Source organism: Neptunomonas marina (assembly GCF_004005935.1).
GTDB lineage: Bacteria > Pseudomonadota > Gammaproteobacteria > Pseudomonadales > Balneatricaceae > Neptunomonas > Neptunomonas marina.
The window spans coordinates 63,744-87,831 of record NZ_SACQ01000001.1; the positions used below are offsets into that span (position 1 = coordinate 63,744).

The 24,088-nt window shown below is 48.9% G+C and carries 24 protein-coding genes and 1 tRNA gene; 20 read left to right on the plus strand and 5 right to left on the minus strand.

Annotated elements, in window-relative coordinates; genetic code table 11:
• The first annotated feature begins 43 nt into the window (after positions 1-43).
• From EOE65_RS00285 to EOE65_RS00300, 4 genes are all read left to right on the plus strand, one after another.
• Positions 44-119: transfer RNA gene (locus EOE65_RS00285), tRNA-Glu, on the plus strand.
• Between the two features lie 228 nt (positions 120-347).
• Positions 348-635, plus strand: a complete 288-nt coding sequence (locus tag EOE65_RS00290) for a hypothetical protein (protein ID WP_127692295.1) — start codon at positions 348-350, stop codon at positions 633-635.
• Entirely contained in the window at positions 619-1,812 is a 1,194-nt protein-coding gene (locus tag EOE65_RS00295) for a TonB-dependent receptor (protein ID WP_164846980.1), read from the plus strand. Before EOE65_RS00290 ends, EOE65_RS00295 begins: the two co-directional genes overlap by 17 nt.
• A gap of 9 nt (positions 1,813-1,821) precedes the next feature.
• On the plus strand, positions 1,822-3,822 hold the full coding sequence (locus EOE65_RS00300; protein ID WP_127692297.1) for a diguanylate cyclase domain-containing protein: 2,001 nt from the start codon (positions 1,822-1,824) through the stop codon (positions 3,820-3,822).
• 34 nt (positions 3,823-3,856) lie between these two features.
• Here the strand turns inward: EOE65_RS00300 and EOE65_RS00305 are convergent, their stop codons facing one another.
• Complete coding sequence (locus EOE65_RS00305; RefSeq protein ID WP_127692298.1) at positions 3,857-4,261, minus strand: PA2817 family protein; 405 nt, start codon at positions 4,259-4,261, stop codon at positions 3,857-3,859.
• A gap of 124 nt (positions 4,262-4,385) precedes the next feature.
• On the opposite strand from EOE65_RS00305, the gene EOE65_RS00310 reads away from it, so the two are divergent.
• Genes EOE65_RS00310 through EOE65_RS00330 form a run of 5 tightly spaced genes read left to right on the plus strand, consistent with a single transcriptional unit; the run spans position 4,386 to position 7,969 of the window.
• A complete protein-coding gene (locus tag EOE65_RS00310; protein WP_127692299.1) occupies positions 4,386-5,315 on the plus strand; it encodes an ABC transporter ATP-binding protein in 930 nt (309 codons plus the stop codon).
• Positions 5,315-6,088, plus strand: a complete 774-nt coding sequence (locus tag EOE65_RS00315) for an ABC transporter permease (protein WP_127692300.1) — start codon at positions 5,315-5,317, stop codon at positions 6,086-6,088. Before EOE65_RS00310 ends, EOE65_RS00315 begins: the two co-directional genes overlap by 1 nt.
• Entirely contained in the window at positions 6,088-6,918 is an 831-nt protein-coding gene (queF, locus tag EOE65_RS00320; protein ID WP_127692301.1) for an NADPH-dependent 7-cyano-7-deazaguanine reductase QueF, read from the plus strand. The genes EOE65_RS00315 and queF overlap by 1 nt, the downstream gene beginning before the upstream one ends.
• 8 nt (positions 6,919-6,926) lie before the next feature.
• On the plus strand, positions 6,927-7,493 hold the full coding sequence (locus tag EOE65_RS00325; protein ID WP_127692302.1) for a nitroreductase family protein: 567 nt from the start codon (positions 6,927-6,929) through the stop codon (positions 7,491-7,493).
• A gap of 8 nt (positions 7,494-7,501) precedes the next feature.
• Positions 7,502-7,969, plus strand: a complete 468-nt coding sequence (locus tag EOE65_RS00330; protein WP_127692303.1) for a YiiD C-terminal domain-containing protein — start codon at positions 7,502-7,504, stop codon at positions 7,967-7,969.
• A gap of 9 nt (positions 7,970-7,978) precedes the next feature.
• Here EOE65_RS00330 and EOE65_RS00335 read toward each other — a convergent pair whose 3' ends face one another.
• Positions 7,979-8,536, minus strand: a complete 558-nt coding sequence (locus EOE65_RS00335) for a peptidylprolyl isomerase (protein WP_127692304.1) — start codon at positions 8,534-8,536, stop codon at positions 7,979-7,981.
• Positions 8,537-8,848: 312 nt separating this feature from the next.
• Here EOE65_RS00335 and EOE65_RS00340 point away from each other — a divergent pair, with 312 nt between their 5' ends.
• The gene (locus EOE65_RS00340; protein WP_127692305.1) at positions 8,849-10,729 is read left to right on the plus strand and encodes a methyl-accepting chemotaxis protein; all 1,881 of its coding nucleotides are present in this window, start codon (positions 8,849-8,851) and stop codon (positions 10,727-10,729) included.
• A gap of 171 nt (positions 10,730-10,900) precedes the next feature.
• On the opposite strand, the gene ppa is transcribed toward EOE65_RS00340, so the two are convergent.
• The 3 genes from ppa to EOE65_RS00355 form a co-directional block, all read right to left on the minus strand.
• Positions 10,901-11,434 carry an inorganic diphosphatase gene (ppa, locus tag EOE65_RS00345; protein WP_127692306.1) on the minus strand — a complete coding sequence of 178 codons (534 nt, stop codon included), beginning with the start codon at positions 11,432-11,434 and terminating at the stop codon, positions 10,901-10,903.
• Positions 11,435-11,521: 87 nt separating this feature from the next.
• Positions 11,522-12,511, minus strand: a complete 990-nt coding sequence (locus EOE65_RS00350) for a class 1 fructose-bisphosphatase (protein ID WP_127692307.1) — start codon at positions 12,509-12,511, stop codon at positions 11,522-11,524.
• A 185-nt stretch (positions 12,512-12,696) separates the two neighbouring features.
• Positions 12,697-13,464 (minus strand): SDR family oxidoreductase, encoded by a 768-nt coding sequence (locus tag EOE65_RS00355; RefSeq protein WP_127692308.1) that lies wholly within the window; start codon positions 13,462-13,464, stop codon positions 12,697-12,699.
• A gap of 296 nt (positions 13,465-13,760) precedes the next feature.
• On the opposite strand from EOE65_RS00355, the gene EOE65_RS00360 reads away from it, so the two are divergent.
• The 10 genes from EOE65_RS00360 (at position 13,761) to EOE65_RS00405 (ending at position 24,087) form a co-directional block, all read left to right on the plus strand.
• Positions 13,761-14,303 carry an FxsA family protein gene (locus EOE65_RS00360; RefSeq protein ID WP_127692309.1) on the plus strand — a complete coding sequence of 181 codons (543 nt, stop codon included), beginning with the start codon at positions 13,761-13,763 and terminating at the stop codon, positions 14,301-14,303.
• Positions 14,304-14,441: 138 nt separating this feature from the next.
• A complete protein-coding gene (locus EOE65_RS00365; protein ID WP_127692310.1) occupies positions 14,442-14,735 on the plus strand; it encodes a co-chaperone GroES in 294 nt (97 codons plus the stop codon).
• A 61-nt stretch (positions 14,736-14,796) separates the two neighbouring features.
• The gene (gene groL, locus EOE65_RS00370; protein ID WP_127692311.1) at positions 14,797-16,443 is read left to right on the plus strand and encodes a chaperonin GroEL; all 1,647 of its coding nucleotides are present in this window, start codon (positions 14,797-14,799) and stop codon (positions 16,441-16,443) included.
• Between the two features lie 227 nt (positions 16,444-16,670).
• Positions 16,671-17,090: a GNAT family N-acetyltransferase gene (locus EOE65_RS00375; RefSeq protein ID WP_127692312.1), complete on the plus strand. Its 420-nt coding sequence runs from the start codon at positions 16,671-16,673 to the stop codon at positions 17,088-17,090.
• A 198-nt stretch (positions 17,091-17,288) separates the two neighbouring features.
• On the plus strand, positions 17,289-18,842 hold the full coding sequence (locus EOE65_RS00380) for an ABC transporter substrate-binding protein (RefSeq protein ID WP_127692313.1): 1,554 nt from the start codon (positions 17,289-17,291) through the stop codon (positions 18,840-18,842).
• A 171-nt stretch (positions 18,843-19,013) separates the two neighbouring features.
• Positions 19,014-19,988, plus strand: a complete 975-nt coding sequence (locus EOE65_RS00385; RefSeq protein WP_127692314.1) for an ABC transporter permease — start codon at positions 19,014-19,016, stop codon at positions 19,986-19,988.
• A 2-nt stretch (positions 19,989-19,990) separates the two neighbouring features.
• Positions 19,991-20,941 carry an ABC transporter permease gene (locus EOE65_RS00390; RefSeq protein ID WP_127692315.1) on the plus strand — a complete coding sequence of 317 codons (951 nt, stop codon included), beginning with the start codon at positions 19,991-19,993 and terminating at the stop codon, positions 20,939-20,941.
• A gap of 6 nt (positions 20,942-20,947) precedes the next feature.
• Complete coding sequence (locus EOE65_RS00395) at positions 20,948-21,940, plus strand: ABC transporter ATP-binding protein (protein WP_127692316.1); 993 nt, start codon at positions 20,948-20,950, stop codon at positions 21,938-21,940.
• A gap of 2 nt (positions 21,941-21,942) precedes the next feature.
• A complete protein-coding gene (locus EOE65_RS00400) occupies positions 21,943-22,962 on the plus strand; it encodes an ABC transporter ATP-binding protein (RefSeq protein WP_127692317.1) in 1,020 nt (339 codons plus the stop codon).
• Positions 22,963-24,087, plus strand: coding sequence for a M14 family metallopeptidase (locus EOE65_RS00405; RefSeq protein ID WP_127692318.1), 1,125 nt, complete (start codon positions 22,963-22,965; stop codon positions 24,085-24,087).
• The last annotated feature ends 1 nt before the right edge of the window (position 24,088 follow it).

Here is a 24,088-nt window from a genome sequence, read left to right on the forward strand (position 1 = left end):
GGAAGATTCTGATAGCTATAAAATGCGCGCTTCTTGATTAGATGTCCCATTCGTCTAGTGGTCTAGGACACCGCCCTTTCACGGCGGTAACAGGGGTTCGAACCCCCTATGGGACGCCATTTCTGCTATTCTTATCAGTACCTTCTCTTTTATAATATCCGCATGTTAAGCGCACAGCGTTAAGATGGATTTCATTGCGAGGGAATGTAGTGGCGCTAAGTTTTAGAACTTTCTTATTTACTTGCTTGCTGTTGTTTTCGCAACTTAGCAAGGCAGAGGTCGTTATTGTCCATCCCGGGACAGATACGACGCTGTTTTCAGCAAATTACCTCCGTTCAATTTTTACGATGCGAACAACGCGTTGGCCAGACCAAAAGCCGATGCGCGTCTTTGTGCTGTCTGATAAACATGCTGTTCACAAGTCCTTTGTGAAGCAGGATTTAGAGATGTTTCCCTATCAATTAAGAATGGTGTGGGATCGCGCTGCGTTCAGTGGAACGGGTTATCCACCGATAGAGGTGGTATCCATTACCGAGATGATTAATCAAGTTCAAAAAGTGGAAGGAGCCATCGGTTATGTTGACGACGCCAGTAAACCGATACTCAAAGGGGTTGAGATTGTCGAAGTTAAGTAAAGGTAGCTTGCTCGCTGCAGGTTTGTTTAGCTCGATGTCTGTTTGGGCTGACACAGCAACTGATTTTTACTGGGGTGGTTTTGTTTCACAGGGGGTTGTAACGACCACGCAAGAGAATACCTTTGCTGGCGGGAGTGATGGGGATATCAGTACCTCGTTACGCGAAATGGCCGTATACGGTACGTGGCGACCAAGTTCGAGATTGCATGTGTCGGGACAGTTGATGTCGCGCCGGTCTGGGTCATTGAGTGATGGCTCGCCGCGAATTGATTATCTATTGGCGGACTTTCGCTTTGATAGCTGTGAGTGCATCTCAGCGGGTGCGCGAGTTGGTCGTTTAAAGATTCCTTATGGCTTCTACAATGACACACGTGACGTGCCATTTACACGGCCTTCAATCGTTCTTCCGCAGTCAATCTATTTTGATCAGGCTCGCGATCTCATGCTGTCAGCCGACGGCGTTATGGGCTATGTGTCGGTGCCATTTGAAGAGCATCGTTTAGATTACAGCCTCCTGATTGGTCAGCCTGAGAAAGATGACAACGTAGAGTATATCTATCTGGGAGCCGGGTTATCTGGGCATTTTTCGCGCGCACTGGGCGTTGTTTCAAAGCTCGACTTCTCTGACATGCGAGATCGTTGGCGACTGACCTCGACGCTCGGTCATATTGCACTAGACTACCGCCCCGGCAGCGCCCGCGAGCTTGGCCTGCAAAAAGGCCAGTTGGACATCAAATTAGCGACCATTGGGGCGGAGTATAATACTGAGCGTTGGTCTCTAACTGCTGAGTACGCGAGGCAGCAGATTGATTGGTCTGATTTAGGAGGGATCTTTAGCGTTAAGCCGGAAACGGACCTAGAGTCATATTATCTTCAGTGGGTTTACCGTTTTACAGAGCGCTGGGAGCTTTTGCTGCGCTATGATCAGTTTTTCTATGACCGAAACGATCGAGACGGATCTGAGCTTCCAGCCGTGTTGGGGTTGCCCGCTCATTCTCAGTGGACTAAAGACTTTACTGTGGGTTTGGGGTGGCAGATATCAGAGCGCTTAAGTCTCCGAGCAGAGGTACATCGTCTCAACGGTACTGCTTGGCTGCCTAGGCGTGAAAACACTGACGCAAGCAAAACGAAAGAGGACTGGTCTCTCTATCTGCTGCAGCTCGCTTATCGTTTCTAAGGAGATACTATGTGGTTAGCTAAAAGCGTCTACCGGACGACTTTAATACCCGTGCTTGTCTTCTTATTGGTATCTCACACTGCGATCTACACTTGGTTATCTAATGAGTATGAACTGCAGTTAGACAGTAGTCAGCAGCAGCTAAGAGAGCTAAATCAGCGTGCCCTCAATGGTGCGCTTTCTAACTCTTATCATAAGCTGTTGGATATTGCACAAACTCTGTCATTAGTATCTACGGCTCAAGGGCAGGATATATCTGCTGTGTCTGCCGTTATGGATGCTAGCTTTCAGCAGTTTGAGTTTCAGGGGTTACTAGATAGCGCAGCCTTGTTCGATAAAACCCTCAATTTAACTGAGAGTTGGGGCGCCGCAGAGGCCCGGTACCCTGTCATGGTAAATCGCGCGTTCGAGAACGAGCGGCCCGTCAGTCAGTTACACTGTAGCAAAACGTGTTCACGTTATTTGGCTATTCCGTTGCTTAGCGGCGGACAGGTGCACTCTGTGCTGGTAATTGGCTTGAATATTCAAGACATGATATTGGCATATAAAACGTCCACAGGGACCGATATTGGTGTTGCCCCGCCAACAGGAGAGCAAGGGGATGGAGAGCTTAACAGCGAACAACTAGACTTTCCCATTTTAACTCAGCGTAGCCAGAACTCGCAGGTTATTAAGTTATTACTATCGCGTGAGCCGCAGGTCGAGCTTAATCAGCCCTACCAAATCGAAGCGTTCGGTCGAATTAACGAAGTTGTTTTCTCGAAGTTAGATCCATCCGATGTGCTAGGAGCGCTTTGGGTTACGATCTCAGATATGACAACGTCACAGTTGCGTTTGGCGCAACGTAAGGATCAGCTATTGTGGGCTCTAGTGATAAGCTTCACGGCCGTCTCTCTTTTGGCAGCTATGCTTGTTGGTCGGCTAGCAGCTCGCTTGGCGAGCTTTCGAGATTTTTTATATCTCAGTGCACGTTTAGATACTGAGCCCAGCTATGACGCCGCTAAAGCCGGTGAGTTGGAGGGGCTCTACAGCGCTAGCCTCGGGGTTTTTGGGCAACTTAAGAAGTATTTGATCGATGAACGGAAGGTCAGTGAGCAGTACGACCAGATGGCGAGTGCTTTGCGATTGGAAAGGCATGTTGTGGATGGGCTCCTTAACAGCTCTGCCAGCATCATTGTAACGCATGGGCCAGGGGGCCGCGTTCACTCTGTTAATGATTTAGGTAGCCGCATGCTCGAGCAGCAGGGGTTATCGTTATCGAGCGGCTTGAGTTTTTTTGATCTGTTCCATGTATGTGATGACCCTGACGGTATCGTGGATAGCGTTAACCAGCTCTATTTGGGACAAGCTAACTTGATCCGCTCCCAGAGCCAGTTTATCGATAGCGATGGCAGGTTATGCCATATGTCGTGGATTCACTCCTATATGGATGGTTGGTCTGATCAAGGCGCTGTTGTGTTGTCGATGGGTGTTGATATCACAGATCAGAAACGTTCTGAAGAGCGGTTGTCATGGCTCGAATACCATGACCCGCTTGCTGCCAGTGAAAACCGGCAAAAGTTACTCGACGCCTTGCCCGAGATGCTTAAAGACTGTGAAAAGCATGAGCACCTCCTGGCATTACTTTACTGCGAGGTTCGGGACCCGTTTGGTAAGCGGCTTATTCTTGGAATTCGCGAGCATGATGATTTAGTAGGGGCGGTGGTTGAGCGTATATCTGCTAGCTTACGCGGGAATGATGTGTTGGCTCGTATTACGGAAAATCAATTTGTTGTATTGATGAAAGGGTTTCAGAACGCTTCTCAGGTTGAACGGGTGTGTGAAAAGGTGATGATGTCCTTCAGCGTTCCTTTCTATGTCAACGGGGAGGAGCAAGTGGCGTCCATATCAGTCGGGATAAGTATCTGGCCAAACCACGGTGGCGATGTGGCGAACTTGTTAGATTGCGCTGAAGACGCTTTGCATCTCGCGCAACGCGAGGGTACTAATCAATATCGCTTTTATCGTTAGTCAGCGGTTATGTGTACTAGTACCCAGCGAGCATTTAATGGAGTGCTGTCAGACCTAGAATACGTGCACGCATCGGAGCGTAGTCGTAGGGCTCATTCGTTTGCTCAGCTTCCCAGCGCGCTTCGTCTAGCTGCTGAAACAGGTTGATCTCTTCGTCAGGCATAAAGTGCAGGCAGTCTCCGCCGTAAAACCAAAAAAGGTCGCGCGGAATAAGTGGGGCCGTATCGGGATAGCGGCGTATCCACTGTGTTAAAAGGTCTTGGCCATGTGATAGATAATCGGCCTCTTGGTTCTCGGTCAGCGTGATAACGGCGACGAGGGCGTCCAAAAATGCCTCATCGTCAGGGTTCTCTGCATCTTTGAACGGCGGATAGGTAAGCAGTTGGTTGTGTGTCTGCTTGAGTAGCTCGATATGAAACTGAAGGTAACTGTTTCCCATCTGGAATAACTCTGTTGCTAGTCTAAAGGCGTATATATTACCTGATAGACTAGCTTAACGGTTGAAATAATCTCTCTCATCCTCATCAACTCTCTACAAACTAAAGCTTAGGCAGGATTTCGCTATGACCAAAGCGCTCGTAGTATCGGGTTTGCGTAAAGTCTATGACAATCAATTTGAAGCCCTTAAAGGGATCGATTTCAGTGTGGAGCAAGGTGACTTCTTCGCGTTGCTTGGCCCAAACGGAGCAGGTAAATCAACGACGCTGGGTATCGTGTCTTCACTTGTTAACAAAACTGATGGCCGAGTTTCGGTGTTTGGCCACGACTTGGATACAGATGCCGCAGCCGCTAAGCGCTCGTTGGGTGTCGTGCCGCAAGAGTTCAACTTTAATATGTTTGAGAAGGTGATTGATATTGTCACGACTCAAGCGGGCTACTATGGCATCCCATCTTCTGTCGCTGCAGAGCGTGCAGAGCGATATTTAAGAAAGCTGGGTCTTTGGGATAAGCGCAATGACGCAGCGCGCATGCTATCAGGTGGTATGAAAAGGCGTTTAATGATAGCGCGTGCACTGGTACATGAGCCCAAGCTGCTGATCTTAGATGAGCCCACGGCAGGGGTCGACATCGAGCTACGCCGCTCGATGTGGGCATTTTTGCAGGAGATAAATGCTGCTGGCACGACCATCATTTTGACCACCCATTACTTGGAAGAGGCGGAAAGCCTGTGCCGAAATATCGCTATCATCGATAAGGGGCAGATTGTTAAGGATACCTCGATTAAAGCGCTACTTCAGGAGCTCAATAGCGAGACGTTTATTCTCGATCTTGCGCAAGATATTTCAGAGCTCCCGGTACTTTCAGGGTACAAAGCGCGTCTAGAGGATGCGCACACTTTGATCGTTGAGGTGGAGAAGTCTCAAGGGTTAACCTCGTTATTTGCGCAGTTACAAACACAGCAGATTGAGGTAGTGAGTATGCGTAACAAGGCCAACCGTCTAGAGGAGTTGTTTGTGAACATGGTAGAGAAAAACTTGGAGGCGGCGTCTTAATGAAAGCGCAAGAGCTTTGGGTCTCGTTTTTAACTATTGTCATCAAAGAGGTGCGCCGCTTTACGCGTATTTGGGCGCAAACGTTGCTGCCGCCAGCTATTACGATGACGCTATATTTCATCATTTTCGGCAATTTGATTGGTAGCCGAATCGGTGAGATGGGCGGCTTCGATTACATGGAGTTTATCGTGCCAGGATTGATCATGATGTCTGTCATTACTAACTCTTATGGCAATGTCGTTTCGTCGTTTTACAGCACGAAGTTTCAGCGCAATATTGAAGAGTTGCTAGTGTCGCCCACGCCGAACTGGGTGATCTTATCTGGCTATGTTGTCGGTGGCGTCTCTCGTGGACTGGCAGTAGGTGTGATCGTAACCCTGCTATCGTTGTTTTTTACGTCATTGCAGGTCCATAACCTCGCGGTGATGGTTGCGGTCGTCGTACTGACTTCAACGCTGTTTTCGCTGGGTGGATTTATTAATGCGATGTTTGCCAACTCATTCGATGACATCTCCATTATCCCGACCTTTATTCTCACGCCACTGACCTACTTGGGTGGTGTGTTTTACTCGATCCAGCTACTCCCCGAGTTTTGGCAGGGTGTATCCCAGTTGAACCCGATTCTCTACATGGTCAACGCATTCAGATACGGGATTTTAGGGGTGAGTGACATCAATATTGGTGTCGCATTTGGTATGATAGTGCTTTTCAATATCATTCTGTTTACGGTCGCACTTAAACTGTTGAGTGCTGGTAAAGGTATTAGACATTAATGAATGAAGAACAAACCCTAGAGGCTTCACCATTAGGTAGCGATACGGCATACGTTAATGAATACGATGCCTCATTGCTTTTCCCCATTGCGCGTCAGTTGAACTGGCAAACTCGTGGTATAGAGCGCGGTGCATTACCGATCAAAGGTGAGGATATTTGGAATGGCTATGAGGTCTCTTGGTTGAATACCAAGGGAAAACCGGTTGTGCGCGTAGCGCGCTTCCATATTCCTGCTTCGTCACACAATATCATTGAGTCAAAGTCTTTTAAGCTCTACCTCAACTCATTCAACCTCAGCCGGTTCGAAACAGAGCAGTTGGTGATCGATGCGATGACGCGAGACCTGTCATCTGCTGCGGGCGCGCCAGTGGCGGTTTTTTTACAGCATCCTGATGCGCTTGAAGAGATTAAGCCACTTGAAGGTGTCTGCATCGATGAGTTGGATATTGAAGTGGAGCACTATGCTCCGGACGCAAGCTTATTAACGACCACTGCTGATCAGCCGGTTGAGGAAACGTTGTATAGCCATCTGCTTAAGTCTAACTGCCCAGTGACAGGGCAGCCTGATTGGGCATCAATTGTGGTGGCCTATAAAGGTAAGCCCATCTCCCGCGAAGGGCTTTTACAGTATGTCATCTCTTATCGCGAGCACGGCGACTTTCACGAGCAATGCGTAGAAAATATCTTTATGGATATTTGGGAGCGCTGTGAACCTGAAAAGCTATCGGTTTATGCGCGCTACTTGCGCCGTGGTGGTTTGGATATCAATCCATTCCGCAGTAGCCATTTGGAAAGTGCGCCTCATAATCGCCGTTTAGGCAGACAATAGGATAGGCTATGGATGCTCTGACACTGCTTCACAACCGTACTTCAACACCCGCTCTACAAGCACCTGCGCCAACGCCGGAGCAGCTCGATGTTATGTATCGAGCGGCGTTGCGTGCGCCTGATCATGCCTGTTTGCGGCCTTGGCGCTTCATTGAGGTTGCTGGTGATGATTTGGATGCACTTGGGGAGGTTTTCGTCGCTGCTAGCGCCGCTGTTTGTGATGGCGGCCTGAGCGATGAAAAAGCAGCCAAGATGCGGCGTATGCCCCATCGTGCGCCAATGATCATTGTTGCCGTTGCTACTTTGCATACTCATCCAAAGGTCCCAGAAATTGAGCAGGTTATTACGGCCGGTTGCGCCGCGCAGGCGGTTGTTCAAGCAGCGTATGCTCAAGGATTGGGTGCGATGTGGCGTACCGGCGACCTTGCTTTCAATCAGCACGTGATGGACGCACTGGGATTGGCGAGCCATGAGAAGCTGATTGGCTTTATCTATATTGGTACGCCAATGGCTCAAAAAGGTGTTCCTGCAGCGCAATGGGCCGAGAACGTTACCCAATGGCAGCCAAAGGTATAGAGGGGTTTATGGCAACGCAACAAGACACGGAACAGTTTCTAATTTGGCTGAAAACGCAAATTCCACTTCTTAATCATATGGGGTTAGGGGCGCTAGCTTATGATGGGAAGGTGCTCACAATTCCCGCCGCGCTTGAGCCTAATATCAACGATAAGGGAACAGGATTTGGTGGTTCGCTAGCGACGTTAGCAACGATCTCTGGCTGGTGTCTAACAACGCTGTTACTGAGAGATCATGATTACGACTGTGATGTGATGATTCGCGATTGCAATATGAGCTATCTAGCACCTGTGAAAGCGGCGTTTGCTTCACAGGTCGTGGTGCCTGAGCAGCCGAGTATCGATCAATTTTTGCAGCGCCTGAGCGAAAAAGGCCGTGCTAGGCTGGCCCTTACTATCCAGATTATCTGCGAAGGTGAGACCACATTGGAGATGCAGGGCAACTACGTGGCAATTGCCCGCAGTGCCCCGCAATAAAGGCAGTAATTAGTTCGCTAAGCGTTTAACGCTTTGAATTACCACGGGTGTATTCGGCACGTTACGGTGGCCGCCTTTCGCACCCGTCTCTACTTTTGCGATGTTATCTACAACATCCATGCCTGACACTACCTTACCAAATACTGCATAGCCTGGGCGGTTACCCGCTGCATTGAGGTTGAAGTTATCGACAAGGTTGATAAAGAACTGGCTGGTGGCGCTGTGTGGGTTGCGTGTACGCGCCATTGAAATCGTACCACGATCGTTGCCAACGCCGTTGGCTGACTCATTCTGGATAGGCGCGAGTGTCTCTTTGCGGCTGAAGTCTTCAGTAAAGCCGCCGCCCTGAATCATAAAACCGTCAATGATCCGGTGGAAGGTTGTGCCTGCATAGAAGTTATCGTCGACGTAGCGCAAGAAGTTGTCGACTGTAATAGGCGCTTCCTCAGCAAATAATTCTAAAACAATCGTTCCCTTATTGGTCGTCATTTCGACTTGCGGGTTAGCTGCGTAAAGATGGGTAGCTATGCAGAAGATAGCTATGACTTTTGCGAAAAATCGTAACATTTTAGGAACACCTTAGTACCGGAAAAGAGACTGCAATAATGAGCTAAATGAACACTTTTTAAAAGTGCATCTTAGTTGGAAAAAAAACTCGCAATCTCACAAAGTTAGGCTTTAATTATTAAACTAAAGACTTACGGTTATTTGATTTATATCAGTACTTAAGTCTGGTGGTTAGCCTAGTAAGGGCTATGCAAATTTGAATCATAGCTACACTGAAGAATACGTTAAGTTCGCTTAGCAAGCAGAGTGATAAGGCTCTGTTTTACTTCGACAGGGACAGTCTATGTTACGTCACACAAAGATGAGGTAGTGATGAAAGTCTCTCACAAACTGGCCTTAGTGGCCTCCACTGTCGTGGTATTGGTATTTAGTCTATTTTCTTGGATTCAATACCAGTCGGTAAAAAACTCATTGGTTGATGCAGCCGAGAGCAGCACCCAAGAGAGTATGGTGGTGCTTTCTCATCAGATCACTAACTGGCTGAATGGCAAGCTGGCTCTGATCAATATGATGGCAGAAACCATTGACGCTGATTTCTCTGGACAGACTATTCAGCAAACTTTCGATACACCCTTGTTGAAAGATGAGTTTATTCTGATATTCGGCGGCCTAGACACTGATGGTGCACGCATCACGAATGACCCGAGCTGGAATCCCGCGAACTGGGATGCGCGTAAGCGTCCTTGGTATCCCTATGCACGTGGTCACGATCAGGCGGTGCTAACTGAGCCTTATCCCGATGCCGCTACGGGTGAGATACTGATCTCTGCTGTAGCGAAATTTAAAGACAAAGGAAGTTTCAAAGGCGCCTTCGGTGGAGATTTAAGTCTAGCAACCGTTGCTGATGCGCTAAACACAATGAACTTCGATGGAGCAGGGTATGCCTTCTTGCTGGATGCATCAGGAAAGATCATCTCACACCCTGACGAAGCCTTTAATGGTAAAGCGATCGGTGAGTTGATTAACGGCAAGCAGCCGAGCTTTACAGGAGGCTTCCAGCCTTCATCAATCGGGGGTGAAGACGTATTTGTCACGTTTAAAGAGCTGCAGGGTTTGCCGGGGAGTAACTGGTATGTGGCTGCAGTGCTGAATAAAGACATGGTGATGGCGCCAGCGACTAAATTCGGCATAAGTGCGGTTGTCGGCACAATTGTCAGCATTATTCTGACCTCGTTAGCGCTGTATTTAGTATCAACCAAGCTGTTACAACCGATGCTATCGCTGCGGGAGTCAATTCGTGAGTTGAACTCCGGTGATGGGGATTTAACGCACCGCCTCTCTGTTGAAACGAAAGATGAGTTTGGCGCGCTGTCGAACGAGTTCAACGAGTTCTTAGACTTCCTGCAAAAGATTATTCACGATGTTAAGGAAGCGTCGCGGAACATCCGCAGCAGTACAGACCAAACGGCACACGCTGCGAATAGCGCATCAAATCAGCTCAATGAACAGCTTAATGAGCTCGACCAGTTGGCTGCGGCGATGCATGAGATGTCAGCGACGGCAACCGAGGTTGCTAGCAGTGCGCAACAAACAGCATCGGCGGCCCAAAGTGCTGATGATGCTGCGATGGAAGGTGCGAGTGTTGTCAGCCGGACAACCACGGCGATGGAGTCGCTTGTCGGTGACATGGACGGTGCTGTATCAACTGTTAGCGAACTAGCAAGCTACAGCAATAACATCGAATCTATTCTTACAGTGATCACGGGTATTGCGGAGCAAACCAACTTGCTCGCTCTAAACGCTGCTATTGAAGCGGCACGTGCGGGTGACGCAGGTCGAGGCTTTGCGGTGGTTGCGGATGAAGTCCGTGCGTTGGCGTCACGAACTCAGCAGTCGACTGAAGAGATTCAGAAGATGATAGGGCAGTTGCAAGGTGGTGTGACCAAAGCAGAGCAGACTATCAGCCGTGGTCGAGATGTCGCTAATGAAGCTTGTAGTATTGCGCAAAATGCAAATCAGTCACTTGAGAATATTCGCGATGGTATTCGCCATATTAGCGAAATGACAATTCAAATAGCGACTGCCGCCGAGGAGCAAAGCGCAACATCAGACGAGATCAATCGCAATACGTCGAATATTCGCGATATCAGTCAGATGGTTTCTGAGAGTGCTCAAGATCAAGCAATGCTCTGCAACAGTATGGTTGAGCAAACGTCTGACCAAGATCGTACTCTCGGTAAGTTCAAGGTTTAGTTAGGTTCCATACTAAAAAGCCACTCGAAAGGGTGGCTTTTTTATTGGTGCACTTTCAATAGTTAACCAGCATCCCGACGATATTTGCTTTCACTGCGTTAGCCCCTCTAAGGGCCATATGGCAAGCAATAAAAAAGCCCCCTAATGGGGGCTTTATAAACAACAAAGGGATTACTTAGCTGCTTCGTACGCTTTTGCGCCTGCTTCGATAACCGCTTTAGCGGCTTCAGCGCCTTCCCAGTTTTCAACCTTAACCCACTTACCTTCTTCCAAACCTTTGTAGTTTTCGAAGAAGTGCTTAATACGTGCAAGAGTCAGCTCTGGCAGATCTGTTACGTCATGAACGTCTTTGTAAATCTTAGTCAGCTTGTCGTGTGGTACAGCAACCAGTTTCGCATCAACACCCGCTTCATCAGTCATGTTGAGAACGCCAACAGGACGGCAACGAATAACAGAGCCCGGCACAACTGGGTAAGGTGTCAGTACGAGCACGTCTACCGCGTCGCCATCATCAGCAAGCGTGTTGTTGATGTAGCCATAGTTTGCAGGATAGAACATTGGCGCTGCCATGAAACGGTCAACGAAAAGTGCATCTTCCTCTTTTTCGATCTCGTACTTAACCGGCGAGCTCTCTGCTGGAATCTCGATGATTACGTAGATGTCGTTTGGTAGGTCTTTACCTGCAGGCACTTTTGCAAAGCTCATGCGTTTTCTTCCTATGCTGAAATATAAGGGAATAGATTGTTCGATTATAGAAGTCGTATCCAGTGCAATGAATACGACTATACGCTATTAGTCTACCTGAGTAGGCTCTTCGCCTGTGTGGTAGCTCATCAGCGCCTCAACCTCTTTCTTGGAGCCAAGCGCGACAGAAACACGCTCGTGAATATCGTCTGGCTCAACATCCATAATGTCGCGGTAGCAGTTTGTTGCCAGGCCGCCTGCTTGCTCAACCAGCATACTCATTGGGTTGCCTTCGTACATTAGGCGCAGTTTGCCAGGCTTCTTGGGAGCGCGCTCGTCCCACGGGTAGGTAAAGATACCGCCACGAGTGAGAACGCGGTGAACCTCGGCTACCATGGAAGCGACCCAGCGCATATTGAAGTTTTTACCACGTGGGCCTTCAGCGCCTTCGAGCAGGTCATCAACGTAGTTACGCATCGCAGGTTCCCAGAAGCGACGGTTAGACATGTTGATAGCAAACTCTTTTGTCTCTTCAGGGATCAAGACGTTTTCACGGCTTAATAGGAAGTCACCTGTATGAGATAGCGTAAACATGTTAACGCCATGGCCTGTTGTCAGCACGAGAGTTGCGGATGGACCATACAATACATAGCCAGATGCTAACTGCTTACGGCCACTTTGCAGGTATGCCGCTTCATTCGCAAAATCTTCCCCAGCAGGTGCTTCTAAAATAGAGAAGATTGTACCAACAGACACATTGATATCGATATTTGAAGAGCCATCCAGTGGGTCGAAGATAACCAAGAAGCGGCCATCTTTATTACCCGGAACCGGATTACTCTCTTCTTCTGATGCAACACCGGCAACCAAAGAGTGGTTTAGCAGCACAGTTTTTAAAATCTCGTTGGAGATTACGTCCAACTTCTTCTGGGTCTCGCCCTGAACATTTGTGTTGTCAGTTGAGCCATGAATCCCTGCAAGTGCACCTTGGCGAAGCTTAAGTGCGATCTCTTTACAGGCGACCATTAGAGTAGCGATTAGGTCGGACAGTTGTTCGTCGGTTTCGTTACGACGTAGAAACTGGCTAAGCAGTTGCATTGGAGTTGATACCTTTGAGTTTGTGGATAAATTCAGACGAAATTTTACGTGAAAGGGCGCTGAAAATCATGCTTTGCGTGTAAAAACTCACCTGATCGAAACCGCTACTATCGATAAGTGACGCTGAATTCGCGCTGAAAAGCGAGAGAGGCCTACGCAGAGGCCTCTGATGGGGTATCAAGCCGTTAGATGCGCAGAGCTCCATCCACTTCAATGCAGCGACCATTGATATAGTCGTTTTCAAAAATGAAGGTCACAGTGCGCGCGATCTCTTCAGGGGTACCAAGGCGCTTCGCTGGAATACCGGCAGCAATTTTATCCAACGCTTCTGGCTTCATGCTCATAACCATTTCAGTACCGATATAGCCTGGTGCGATAGATGCTGCGCGAATGCCATAGCGAGCTAGCTCTTTAGACCAAGTCACAGCCATAGCCTGAACGCCTGCTTTGGTTGCAGTGTAGTTCGTTTGCCCCATGTTACCTGAGCGTGAAACTGAAGATATATTGATGATGCAACCCTGCGTTCCACCATCGATCATGCGAATCGCAGCTTCGCGACCACACAAGAACGAGCCGGTTAGGTTAACGTCCATCACAAGATTCCACTGCTCCAGTGACATCTTCTTCGTCACTTTGCCGGTCTCACGGTCCACTTTTACGAACAAACCATCACGCGTAATACCAGCGTTGTTCACTAAACCGTGGAGCTCGCCAAAGTCGTTGATCACATCATCGAACAGCTTCTCTACGCTAGCTTCGTCTGCAACATTGGCAACGTAGCCGCGCGCGACAACGCCTTTCTCTGCGCACAAGTTAATTGTCTCATCTAGATCTTCTGCGTTGAGATCTGCGAGTGCTAGCTGTGCACCTTGGCTTGCCAGTTCTAGTGCCATAGAGCGACCAAGGCCGCGGCCGCCACCAGTAATGACGATGACTTTATTATTTAGCTTCATCTCTCTTTACCTTATCTCGTTCAAAAAATGCTGCAATGCAGCATGTTGCGGTGCAGCAAACATATATTAGCCAAGCGCTACCTGTCCAATGATATTTTTAAGACGCGACTAAGGTCGTCTCTCTGACGGCTATGCTTGAAATGAGTGAATTTGCCCCAAAGAATAGGGCATAAGGCGGTGGATCTAAGCGTATCGAGATGCCGCTGTGTATCGAATTTTATTAGCAAACTGGCGGCTATGTGAGCGTTTAGGCGCTCATATAGCCGCGTGCTAATACCCTGCAGAGGTAGGTTGCCATGCCGTTTTTGTTTCTTCTTTTTATTATCGTCCCGATTATCGAGATCACCATACTAATTAACGTGGGTGAAGCGATTGGTGCTTGGTACACCGTGGCGCTGGTGCTGCTCTCTGCTTTTATCGGCGTTAACATGTTGCGTTATCAAGGGATTTCCACGCTAGCACGGGCACAGCAGCGTATGCAAAGCGGCGAGATGCCAGGGCAGGAGATGATAGAAGGTCTTGTATTAGCGGTTGGTGGTGCGTTGCTAGTGACACCGGGTTTCGTCACAGACGCAGTTGGGTTTTGCTGTTTAATCCCGTTTACCCGTCAAGCGTTTGTGCGTGGCGTAATGGCGCGAGCAAAAGTGGTGACGATGAACCAAGCGGGTTTTTCACAGCACTCAGGCTCTGGCCCTTTTGGCGCTCAACCTCAATCGCACGACTCTAATTTTGAGCATCAAACGCGTTCGGATCGTTCACCTTTTCACAATGATCAAGATAGCCCGCGGGCAGGTGATGTGTTCGAGGGTGACTTTACCCGCGATGACGAAAAAAAATAGATTTTTTTTAAGTGGGGCTATTGAATTCATAAACCCCGCCCACATTAATCGAAGAACCGGTAACCAGATGGTTACGGTCTTTGACTTAATCAAATAGTTAATACCACTTTTTGATCAAACCATCAGGAGAGAGATCAGATGAAAATTCGTCCACTTCACGACCGAGTCGTTGTCCGCCGCAGTGAAGAAGAAACTAAAACTGCAGGTGGTATCGTTCTGCCAGGTTCTGCTGCGGAAAAGCCGAATCAAGGTGAAGTCGTTGCTGTCGGTGAAGGCCGTATTTCAAACAACGGTGATCTACAGCCACTTACAGTTAAAGTCGGCGATACAGTTCTATTTGGTCAGTATGCAGGTTCTAACGTTGTTAAAATCGACGGTGAAGAACTATTGATCATGAGCGAAAGCGAAATTTATGGCGTTCTGGAAGCTTAATCCAGCGCACGACTTAGACATCCTCAAGTTAACGAATTTTTAAGGTAAAGGATAAGAAATCATGGCTGCTAAAGACGTACGTTTTGGAGATGATGCTCGCCAGCGCATGCTGGAAGGTGTAAACATTCTTGCTAACGCAGTAAAAACAACACTAGGTCCTAAAGGCCGTAATGTTGTTCTAGATAAAGCATTTGGTGCTCCTACGGTAACAAAGGATGGCGTATCTGTAGCGAAAGAGATCGAGCTAGAAGACAAGTTCGAGAACATGGGCGCGCAGATGGTCAAAGAAGTTGCATCTCAGGCAAACGATGTAGCCGGTGACGGTACAACAACAGCAACAGTTTTGGCGCAAGCGATTGTAAACGAAGGCCTTAAGTCTGTTGCAGCGGGTATGAACCCAATGGATCTTAAGCGTGGTATCGACAAAGCGACAGCTGCTGTTGTTGAGCAACTGCGTGGTATGGCGGTTCCATGTGCAGACTCTAAAGCTATTGCGCAGGTTGGTACGATCTCTGCTAACTCTGACGAAGTTGTGGGTCAAATCATCGCTGAAGCGATGGAAAAAGTAGGTAAAGAAGGTGTTATCACGGTAGAAGAAGGTTCGGGCCTTGAGAACGAACTATCTGTTGTTGAAGGTATGCAGTTCGACCGTGGTTACCTGTCACCATACTTCGTAAACAACCAAGACAACATGTCTGCTGAAGTTGAGCAGCCATTCATTCTGTTGGTTGATAAAAAGATCTCTAACATCCGCGATCTATTGCCAATCCTAGAGCAAGTGGCAAAAGCATCTCGTCCGTTGTTGATCATCGCAGAAGACGTGGAAGGCGAAGCGCTGGCAACGTTGGTTGTGAACAATATGCGCGGCATCGTTAAAGTAGCTGCTGTTAAAGCACCAGGTTTTGGTGATCGTCGTAAAGCGATGCTAGAAGATATCGCTATCTTGACAGGCGGAACTGTGATCTCTGAAGAGGTTGGCTTGAACCTAGAGACAGCGTCTCTGGAGCAGTTGGGTCAAGCTAAGCGTGTAACGATCACGAAAGAGAACACAACCATTGTTGATGGTATTGGTGCAGCTGACGCAATCAATGGCCGTGTTGCACAGATCCGTGCGCAGATCGAAGAAACTTCTTCTGACTACGACCGCGAGAAGCTACAAGAGCGTGTAGCTAAACTGGCAGGTGGTGTTGCGGTTATCAAAGTTGGTGCAGCCACTGAAGTGGAAATGAAAGAGAAGAAAGCACGCGTTGAAGACGCATTGCACGCGACACGCGCTGCGGTAGAGGAAGGTGTTGTACCTGGCGGTGGCGTTGCTCTGATCCGTGCTCTGGCGAAAGTTGAAGGTTTGGAAGGTGACAACCACGACCAAACAGTTGGTATCGAGCTGGCTTGCCGCGCAATGGAAGCACCTATGCGTCAAATCGTATCCAACGCTGGTGGCGAAGGTTCTGTTGTGGTTTCTAAAGTACGTGACGGCGAAGGCGCATTCGGCTACAACGCTGGTAACGAGACTTATGGCGACATGATGGAGATGGGTATCCTTGATCCAGCTAAAGTAACGCGTTCAGCACTGCAAGCGGCTGCGTCTGTTGCAGGTCTGATGATCACAACTGAAGCAATGGTTGCTGATAAGCCACAAGAAGGCGGTCCTGCAATGCCTGATATGGGCGGCATGGGCGGCATGGGTGGTATGGGCGGCATGATGTAATCATCATGTAGCTGTTCCACTGAAACACATGCTGTTTCTGAAGGCCCGTAAAGCTTAGCTTTACGGGCCTTTTTGTTTATTGATTCCCAAGAGGCGTTTTCGTGAATCAGTAGCATTGCGGCGTTCTAATCGTGCCATTTACGCAGTCTCTTTTTGTTTGAACTATAGTTCACTTATGAAACCTAACTAATTGATACACAGCATGAAATCAATAAAGGGGCAGGGATATGATCAGAATGGCAACCATCAACGACTTCGAAGGTATTAACCGTTTAGGCGCTACGTTAGGTTATGAGGTGGCTTCTGAGGAGCATGCACGTGAGCGGCTACTCAAAGTGCTGAACGCCAGCAACACTAATCATGTTTGGGTCTTTGAGCAAGATGATGAAGTAAAGGGCTGGATTCATGGCTTTATTTCACTGCGGGTCGCTTCTGATCCCTTTATAGAGATTGGCGGTATCGTGGTGGATGATTCAGTTCGTCGCCAAGGTGTCGGCACGAAGCTTGTGGAGCATGTGCGTGACTGGGCGAATGAATCCGGCTTTGGTTTGCGGGTGCGTAGCAATGTTGAGCGTCCGGAAACTCATGCTTTTTATCAGGCGCTGGGGCTTGCTGAAGAGAAGCGCCAATGTGTTTTTCTTGGTTGATTTTTAGTCAATGTTAGAGGGCGGCAATTTAGTGCCGCTTTCTATGCACTTCCAACGTTTTGTTTTGTAATGGTTTTATCTCCTATTTAAATCTCGCATAGTGCTACTTACAATTTCGATTGGTGCGATTGTGACGATCCGGTAGTCTTTTTCTGTTACTTGAGAACCCTAACACAATAATCAAAAAGGGATACCGTGATGAAAAAGACCGCATCTATCTTGGCGGGTGCTGCTCTGGCATTGAGCATTGCAAGTGCACAGGCTGCAACGTTGAAAATGGCATACGATGCAGACCCTGTCTCTCTTGATCCATATGAGCAGCTGTCTGGTGGTACGTTACAGCTTTCCCATCTTACGCACGACCCACTGCTGCGTTGGGATCGTAACCTAGGTTTTGAACCGCGCTTGGCTGAAAAATGGGAGCGTGTTGATGACAACACTATGCGTTTCCACTTGCGCAAGGGCGTAAAATTCCACAGCGGTAACGACTTTACTGCTAAAGACGTTGCGTTCACCTTTAAGCGTTTGCAAGACTCACCTGACTTCAAGGGGATTTTTGCACCTTTCAAAGAACTCAAAGTTGTTGATGATCACACCATCGATATGGTGACGAAAGAGCCATTCCCTCTGGTTCTTAACAACATGACTTACCTTTTCCCGATGGATAGCCAGTTCTTCTCTGGTGAAGATGCCAACGGTAAGCCGAAAGATCTGTTGGTTAAACACGGCGACTCTTTCGCATCACGCAATATCTCTGGTACCGGGCCATTCACGGTATCTTCGCGCCAGCAAGGCGTTAAAGTTGAGTTCCAACGTACTGCGGACTACTGGGATGCAGCGTCTCCTGGCAACGTTGATAAGATCGTACTAACGCCAATTAAAGAGGCGCCAACACGTGTTGCAGCGCTACTTTCAGGTGATGTTGATTTCATCGCACCGGTACCTCCGACTGATCACAAGCGTTTGAAGGGCAGCGATAAAGTTGATCTTGTGACGCTAGGCGGCACGCGTATTATCACGTTCCAGATGAACCAAGAACGTGTTGAGGCGTTTAAAGATCCAAAAGTACGCTTGGCGATTGCATACGCAATCAACCAAGAGGGTATCGTTAAGAAGATCATGAAAGGCTTTGCAACGCCGGGCGCTCAGTTCTCGCCAAAAGGCTACTTGGGCCATAACCCAGCGTTGACGCCACGTTATGATCTGAAAAAAGCGAAGCAGTTGATGAAAGAAGCGGGCTACGAGAACGGCTTCAACATCACGATGATGGCACCAAACAACCGTTACGTGAACGACGCCAAAATTGCACAAGCCGTTGCGTCGATGCTGTCTAAGATCAACATTAAAGTCGATCTGAAAACGATGCCGAAGGCTCAGTATTGGCCTGAGTTCGACAAGCGTGCTGCTGACATGATGATGATCGGTTGGCACTCAGATACTGAAGATACCAACAACTTCTTCGAGTTCTTGTCGGCGTGTCCTAACAAGGATACCGGTTGGGGGCAGTACAACAGCGGTAACTACTGTAATAAGAAAATTGACAGCATGATTGCTGAAGCGAACGCAACAACTGATGTTGAGAAGCGTACGAAGATCATGCAAGAGATGGAAAAGATCGTTTACGACGAAGCGGGCTTTATCCCATTGCACTGGCAGAACTTGAGCTGGGGTGCACGTAAAGGGGTGAATGTCGACCCAGTTGTGAATGTGATGAACTTCCCTTACCTCGGAGACTTGGTAGTCGAAGAGTAAGCGTTAAGTCCGGAGGGAGCCTGGGCGGTTGACTAAGAACTGGCCGGGCTCTTTTTGTTTTCGGGCGCAAAAATATAAGAAAGAAACGAGGGTGATGGCGGGTGCGAGCGTTATCGGCCAAGTCTTCCAAATCGGCGTTTAGCCATAAACTGCCAACCAAGGCTGATTATCATGATTGCGTTTTTTATTAAACGGTTCTTCCAAGCCGTTGTCGTGATGTTTGTAATTAGTCTTATCAGCTTCTCTATTCAGGATAACCTCGGTGATCCATTACGTGAGCTGGTAGGACAAGCGGTGTCTGAAGAGGAGCGTCAGGCATTACGCGATGAGATGGGGTTGAATGACCCGTTTTTGGTTCAATATGTGCGCTTCGCGAAGAATGCTCTGCAAGGCGATCTTGGCGAGTCTTACTTTTTTAAAGAACCGGCACTTGAGGTGATCCTCAATAAGTTTCCAGCAACGTTAGAGCTGGTGATCGGTGCAACCTTTATCATCGTTCTCTTCTCGGTACCCTTGGGCGTTTATTCCGCTATCAAGCCGCAAAGTGTTTTTTCAAAAGCTGTTATGGGCTTTAGCATCGTGGGCATTTCGATCCCCGTGTTCTTGACGGCGATTGGACTAATTTACCTCTTTTCAATTGAGCTGGGCTGGATGCCATCTTACGGCCGTGGCGAAACCGTTGAGATTCTTGGTTTTTGGGAGAGCGGCTTCTTTACTCAAGATGGCTTAGAGCACCTCATCTTGCCGTGCTTTACCTTGGCATCCATCATGCTACCGCTGTTTATCCGCTTGATTCGAGCGGAGATGATGGAGGTTTTGCAATCGGAGTATGTGAAGTTTGCATGGGCGAAGGGTATCTCGCCACGTCGCATCTACTTTTTGCATGCCCTAAAAAACACCATGCTTCCCGTGATTACTGTGGGCGGTGTCCAGATTGGCACCATGGTGGCCTACACCATTCTTACCGAGACTGTGTTCCAGTGGCCGGGGATGGGTTTCCTGTTCTTGGAGGCTGTTAACCGCGTTGATACGCCGCTGATTGTCGCGTATTTGATCGTGGTGGGTGCGATCTTTGTTGTCACCAACACTTTGGTAGACCTGATCTACGGTCTTGTAAACCCAACCGTTAAGCTGGCAGGACGATAATCATGAGTGATACAAGCTTCCAAATGGATCCTCAGCCGTCAGCTTGGCAACGGTTTAAGGATTCCCACTTTTTTCATAGTTTTAAAATAGATCGCGTTGCGCAGCTGAGCTTCCTGATCTTCATCACGTACGTGATTTTAGCGTTAGGTGCACCGCTACTGTCCCCTTACGACCCTTATGATCTGTCCCAAGTGGATATCTTAGACTCTGAGATTCCACCCAGTTGGGAAGAGGAAGGGGATGAGCGCTTCTATCTAGGAACAGATGCTCAGGGCCGCGATATGTTATCGACGATCCTTTACGGCACGCGGGTCTCGTTAACAATTGGCATTTGTGCTGTGCTGTTGCAGGCCTTCTTAGGGATAGTGATCGGTTTAACCGCAGGTTATGTTGGTGGCCGTGTCGATAGCTTGTTGATGCGCTTTGCAGATATACAGCTCTCTTTCTCCACGATGATGGTAGCCATTATTGTTTTGGCAGTTTTTCAGGCTACGTTCGGCACTGAGCTTTATCAGGATCTGGCCATGATCATGCTGATACTCGTGATTGGTATTGCTGAATGGCCTCAGTACGCGCGTACGATCCGTGCATCGGTGTTGGCAGAGAAAAAGAAAGAGTATGTCGATGCTGCCCGTGTCATGGGGTTTGGCCGCTTACGTATTATGTTCCGCCATATTTTGCCGAACACGCTGTCGCCTATTTTGGTTATTTCGACGGTACAGGTAGCGAACGCCATTATCTCTGAAGCGTCACTCTCGTTCCTTGGTTTGGGGATGCCCGTATCGCAACCTTCGCTGGGTTCGCTGATCTCGAGCGGATTTGAGTATATCTTCTCCGGTTCTTGGTGGATCACGGTCATTCCTGGCGTCGTGCTGGTGGTTCTAGTGTTGGTGATGAACCTGCTAGGCGACTGGATGCGTGATGTATTGAATCCGAAACTGTACAAGGGGTAAAAGCACATGGCTTTGTTAGAAGTAAAAGACCTTGAGGTGTGCTTTGGCCTGCGTTCTGGTGCAGTGAAGGCGCTTCGGGAGATCAACTTTTCGCTGGAGCGCGGCGAGCGCCTTGGTATTGTGGGTGAATCCGGTGCAGGTAAATCGGTACTGGGGTTCTCTATTCTGAACCTGATCTCTCGTCCCGGTTATATCAGTAAGGGGGCGGTGAACTTTGAAGGCCAAAACCTAGCTGATCTGAAGCCGCACCAGCTGCGTGAAATTCGCGGTAACCGTATCTCGATGATCTTCCAAGACCCGATGATGACACTCAACCCGGTGCTCACGATTGGGCAGCAGATGGTCGAGTGTTTGTTAGCTCACCGTAAAATGCGGGAATCGGATGCGCGTAAAATTGCGCTCCAAAAGCTACAGCAGGTCCAGATTCCTTCGCCAGAAACGCGTTTAGATCAGTACCCGCACGAGCTTTCGGGTGGTATGCGTCAGCGTATTGTTATCGCAATCGGTTTGTTACTTGATCCCGATGTCATTATTGCTGATGAGCCAACGACGGCGCTTGATGTAACGATCCAAGCTGAAATTATGGATCTCATGCTAAACCTGTGCGAGCAGAACAACGTTGCGCTGATCCTGATTACCCATGATCTGGGCGTAGTGTCTGAAGTCACGCAAAACATGATGGTTATGTACGCTGGCCGTGTGATTGAGCGGGGTCCAACGAAAGAGATCATCAATGATCCTCAGCACCCATATACCCAAGGCTTGATGAATGCACTGCCGCAAATGGCGCAAGCAGGGCAGAAGCTGAACCAAATCAAGGGGGCTATGCCGCCGCTGCAACGTATTCCGACTGGTTGTGCGTTTAACCCACGTTGTGAATACGTTATGGAGATCTGCCGCCATAATCTGCCTGACTCCACCGTGTCGGGTAACTGCCGTGTAGCGTGCCATATGGTGGCAGAAATGAAGCGTGAGCAAGCGATGGGAGACGAGGTGTAGTGATGACAGATACAAATAACTCGCTTGTTCAAATCCGAGACCTGTATAAGCGATTTTCGATCTCGGGGGATTTTCTCGATCAGATCAAGTTCCGTGGCGGCAAGCTTGTGCGTGAGCAGGAGCATGTTCACGCGATCAATGGTGTTAGCCTGGATGTTATACAGGGTGAGGCGCTGTGTGTTGTAGGTGAGTCGGGGTGTGGTAAATCCACCGTGGCTCGCACCGTGATGGGGCTATTGAAGCCTTCAGCAGGTGAAGTGTCGTACCGTGGTGAGCGTATCGATAATCTCGATGACAAAGCGCTGTTGCCCTATCGAAAGAAGATGCAGATGATCTTCCAGAACCCGTACGCATCATTAAACCCGCGAATGACGATTATGGAAACTCTGCGCGAACCGGTGCAGTTCCATAATCCATCGCTCTCTGCGGTTGAGCTGCGCGATAAGATTCATGAAGTGATGCACTCAGTCGGGGTTGATCCCTCGTGGGGCGAGCGTTACCCGCATGAGTTTTCTGGCGGTCAGCGTCAACGGATCAGCATCGCGCGTGCGCTGGCTGTGGATCCTGAGTTTATCGTTGCTGATGAGCCGATCTCTGCATTGGATGTATCGATTCAGGCTCAGGTACTCAATTTGATGATGGATGCGCAAGAGAGCCGTAATCTCACCTACCTCTTTATCACCCATGATTTAGCGGTTGTTGAGCACTTTGGTACGCGCGTTGCGGTAATGTACTTAGGCACATTATGTGAGCTGGCGAGCACGAAAAATCTATTTGCTGAACCGCGCCATCCGTATACCCGCGCGCTGCTGTCGGCGATCCCCCGTTTAGAAGATGATCGTCCTGATTTTATTCGCCTACAAGGCGAGGTACCTACACCCGTTAACCTGCCATCAGGTTGTGTATTCCATGGCCGCTGCCCTCATGCGAATGAGCGCTGCAAGCAAGAGATTCCCGCGTTGATTCCGTTAGCCGATGGTTCTCAAGTCGCATGCCACGGGGTTGAAGAGGGGCGTATCTAAATGATCAGAGTCTCAAGCCAATTCGATGCGGGTAACATCGAAACGGTTGCGGTGGATAACCCAGCAGATATCCAGCTGAAGATTCGTTTGGACAATGAGTCAGCGTTTTTTCAGTGGTTTTATTTCCGCCTACAAGGTGCGCAAAATGAGCCACTGAAGATCCGGCTACTCAATGCCAATGAAGCGGCGTATGTTGACGGCTGGCCCGACTATCGTGCTGTCGCGTCGTATGATCGTAAAAGCTGGTTTCGTGTGCCCACTGACTACACAGATGGTGAGTTAGTCATTCAACACACCCCTGAGCAACAGAGCGTTTATTATGCTTACTTTGCGCCCTACAGTTATGAACGGCACCTAGACCTGATAGCGCGCTGTGCGCTATCACCGCTGGTGGTTGAGCATGACCTAGGTGCGACGCTAGATGGGCGCGATATTACGTTGTTACAGGTGGGTGATGGTTCCCCTGAAAAAGCGAATATTTGGGTCACAGCACGCCAGCACCCCGGTGAAACCATGGCTCAGTGGTGTGCTGAAGGGCTGCTGGAGCGGTTGCTTGATGGTAACGACGCATTGAGCAAAGCGCTGCTTGAGCACGCAACCTTCTGGATTGTACCGAACATGAACCCTGATGGCGCAGTGCGTGGGCATCTACGCACCAACGCTTGCGGTGCAAACTTGAATCGTGAGTGGCAAACCCCTACGCTGGAGCGCAGCCCTGAGGTCTATTATGTGCGTCAGAAAATGCAGCAGGTGGGCGTGAGTCTGTTCCTTGATCTGCACGGCGATGAAGCACTACCGGTGAACTTTATTGCTGGCCAAGAAGGAGCGCCGGTTGATGATGCTATCTTGCGTCAGGAAACCCAGTTCCGGCTTGACCTGATGCGTGCAAATCCTGACTTCCAGATGGAGCGCGGCTATGAAGTGGGCAAGTTTGGTCCAGAGATGATGACGATAGCCTCGTTCTGGGTGGGGGGACACTTCCGCTGCCCAGCGATGACATTAGAGATGCCATTCAAAGACTACGATCTAAAACCTGATCCGGTATATGGTTGGTCTCCTCAGCGCTCCATTACGCTTGGAGCATCTATACTGCACCCTATCTATGAATGGTTGCAGTGTGCTTAGA

What these genes read in the sequence shown, in the direction of transcription:
- EOE65_RS00355 (WP_127692308.1), bottom strand. Translation starts at nt 13,464, where the DNA reads ATGAAGCTAAATAATAAAGTCATCGTCATTACTGGTGGCGGCCGCGGC.
- EOE65_RS00315 (WP_127692300.1), top strand. Translation starts at nt 5,315, where the DNA reads ATGAAAGCGCAAGAGCTTTGGGTCTCGTTTTTAACTATTGTCATCAAA.
- EOE65_RS00335 (WP_127692304.1), bottom strand. Translation starts at nt 8,536, where the DNA reads ATGTTACGATTTTTCGCAAAAGTCATAGCTATCTTCTGCATAGCTACC.
- EOE65_RS00300 (WP_127692297.1), top strand. Translation starts at nt 1,822, where the DNA reads ATGTGGTTAGCTAAAAGCGTCTACCGGACGACTTTAATACCCGTGCTT.
- EOE65_RS00325 (WP_127692302.1), top strand. Translation starts at nt 6,927, where the DNA reads ATGGATGCTCTGACACTGCTTCACAACCGTACTTCAACACCCGCTCTA.
- EOE65_RS00395 (WP_127692316.1), top strand. Translation starts at nt 20,948, where the DNA reads ATGGCTTTGTTAGAAGTAAAAGACCTTGAGGTGTGCTTTGGCCTGCGT.
- EOE65_RS00290 (WP_127692295.1), top strand. Translation starts at nt 348, where the DNA reads ATGCGAACAACGCGTTGGCCAGACCAAAAGCCGATGCGCGTCTTTGTG.
- EOE65_RS00330 (WP_127692303.1), top strand. Translation starts at nt 7,502, where the DNA reads ATGGCAACGCAACAAGACACGGAACAGTTTCTAATTTGGCTGAAAACG.
- EOE65_RS00380 (WP_127692313.1), top strand. Translation starts at nt 17,289, where the DNA reads ATGAAAAAGACCGCATCTATCTTGGCGGGTGCTGCTCTGGCATTGAGC.
- ppa (WP_127692306.1), bottom strand. Translation starts at nt 11,434, where the DNA reads ATGAGCTTTGCAAAAGTGCCTGCAGGTAAAGACCTACCAAACGACATC.
- EOE65_RS00350 (WP_127692307.1), bottom strand. Translation starts at nt 12,511, where the DNA reads ATGCAACTGCTTAGCCAGTTTCTACGTCGTAACGAAACCGACGAACAA.
- EOE65_RS00310 (WP_127692299.1), top strand. Translation starts at nt 4,386, where the DNA reads ATGACCAAAGCGCTCGTAGTATCGGGTTTGCGTAAAGTCTATGACAAT.
- EOE65_RS00375 (WP_127692312.1), top strand. Translation starts at nt 16,671, where the DNA reads ATGATCAGAATGGCAACCATCAACGACTTCGAAGGTATTAACCGTTTA.
- groL (WP_127692311.1), top strand. Translation starts at nt 14,797, where the DNA reads ATGGCTGCTAAAGACGTACGTTTTGGAGATGATGCTCGCCAGCGCATG.
- EOE65_RS00400 (WP_127692317.1), top strand. Translation starts at nt 21,943, where the DNA reads ATGACAGATACAAATAACTCGCTTGTTCAAATCCGAGACCTGTATAAG.
- EOE65_RS00390 (WP_127692315.1), top strand. Translation starts at nt 19,991, where the DNA reads ATGAGTGATACAAGCTTCCAAATGGATCCTCAGCCGTCAGCTTGGCAA.
- EOE65_RS00405 (WP_127692318.1), top strand. Translation starts at nt 22,963, where the DNA reads ATGATCAGAGTCTCAAGCCAATTCGATGCGGGTAACATCGAAACGGTT.
- queF (WP_127692301.1), top strand. Translation starts at nt 6,088, where the DNA reads ATGAATGAAGAACAAACCCTAGAGGCTTCACCATTAGGTAGCGATACG.
- EOE65_RS00340 (WP_127692305.1), top strand. Translation starts at nt 8,849, where the DNA reads ATGAAAGTCTCTCACAAACTGGCCTTAGTGGCCTCCACTGTCGTGGTA.
- EOE65_RS00365 (WP_127692310.1), top strand. Translation starts at nt 14,442, where the DNA reads ATGAAAATTCGTCCACTTCACGACCGAGTCGTTGTCCGCCGCAGTGAA.
- EOE65_RS00305 (WP_127692298.1), bottom strand. Translation starts at nt 4,261, where the DNA reads ATGGGAAACAGTTACCTTCAGTTTCATATCGAGCTACTCAAGCAGACA.
- EOE65_RS00360 (WP_127692309.1), top strand. Translation starts at nt 13,761, where the DNA reads ATGCCGTTTTTGTTTCTTCTTTTTATTATCGTCCCGATTATCGAGATC.
- EOE65_RS00385 (WP_127692314.1), top strand. Translation starts at nt 19,014, where the DNA reads ATGATTGCGTTTTTTATTAAACGGTTCTTCCAAGCCGTTGTCGTGATG.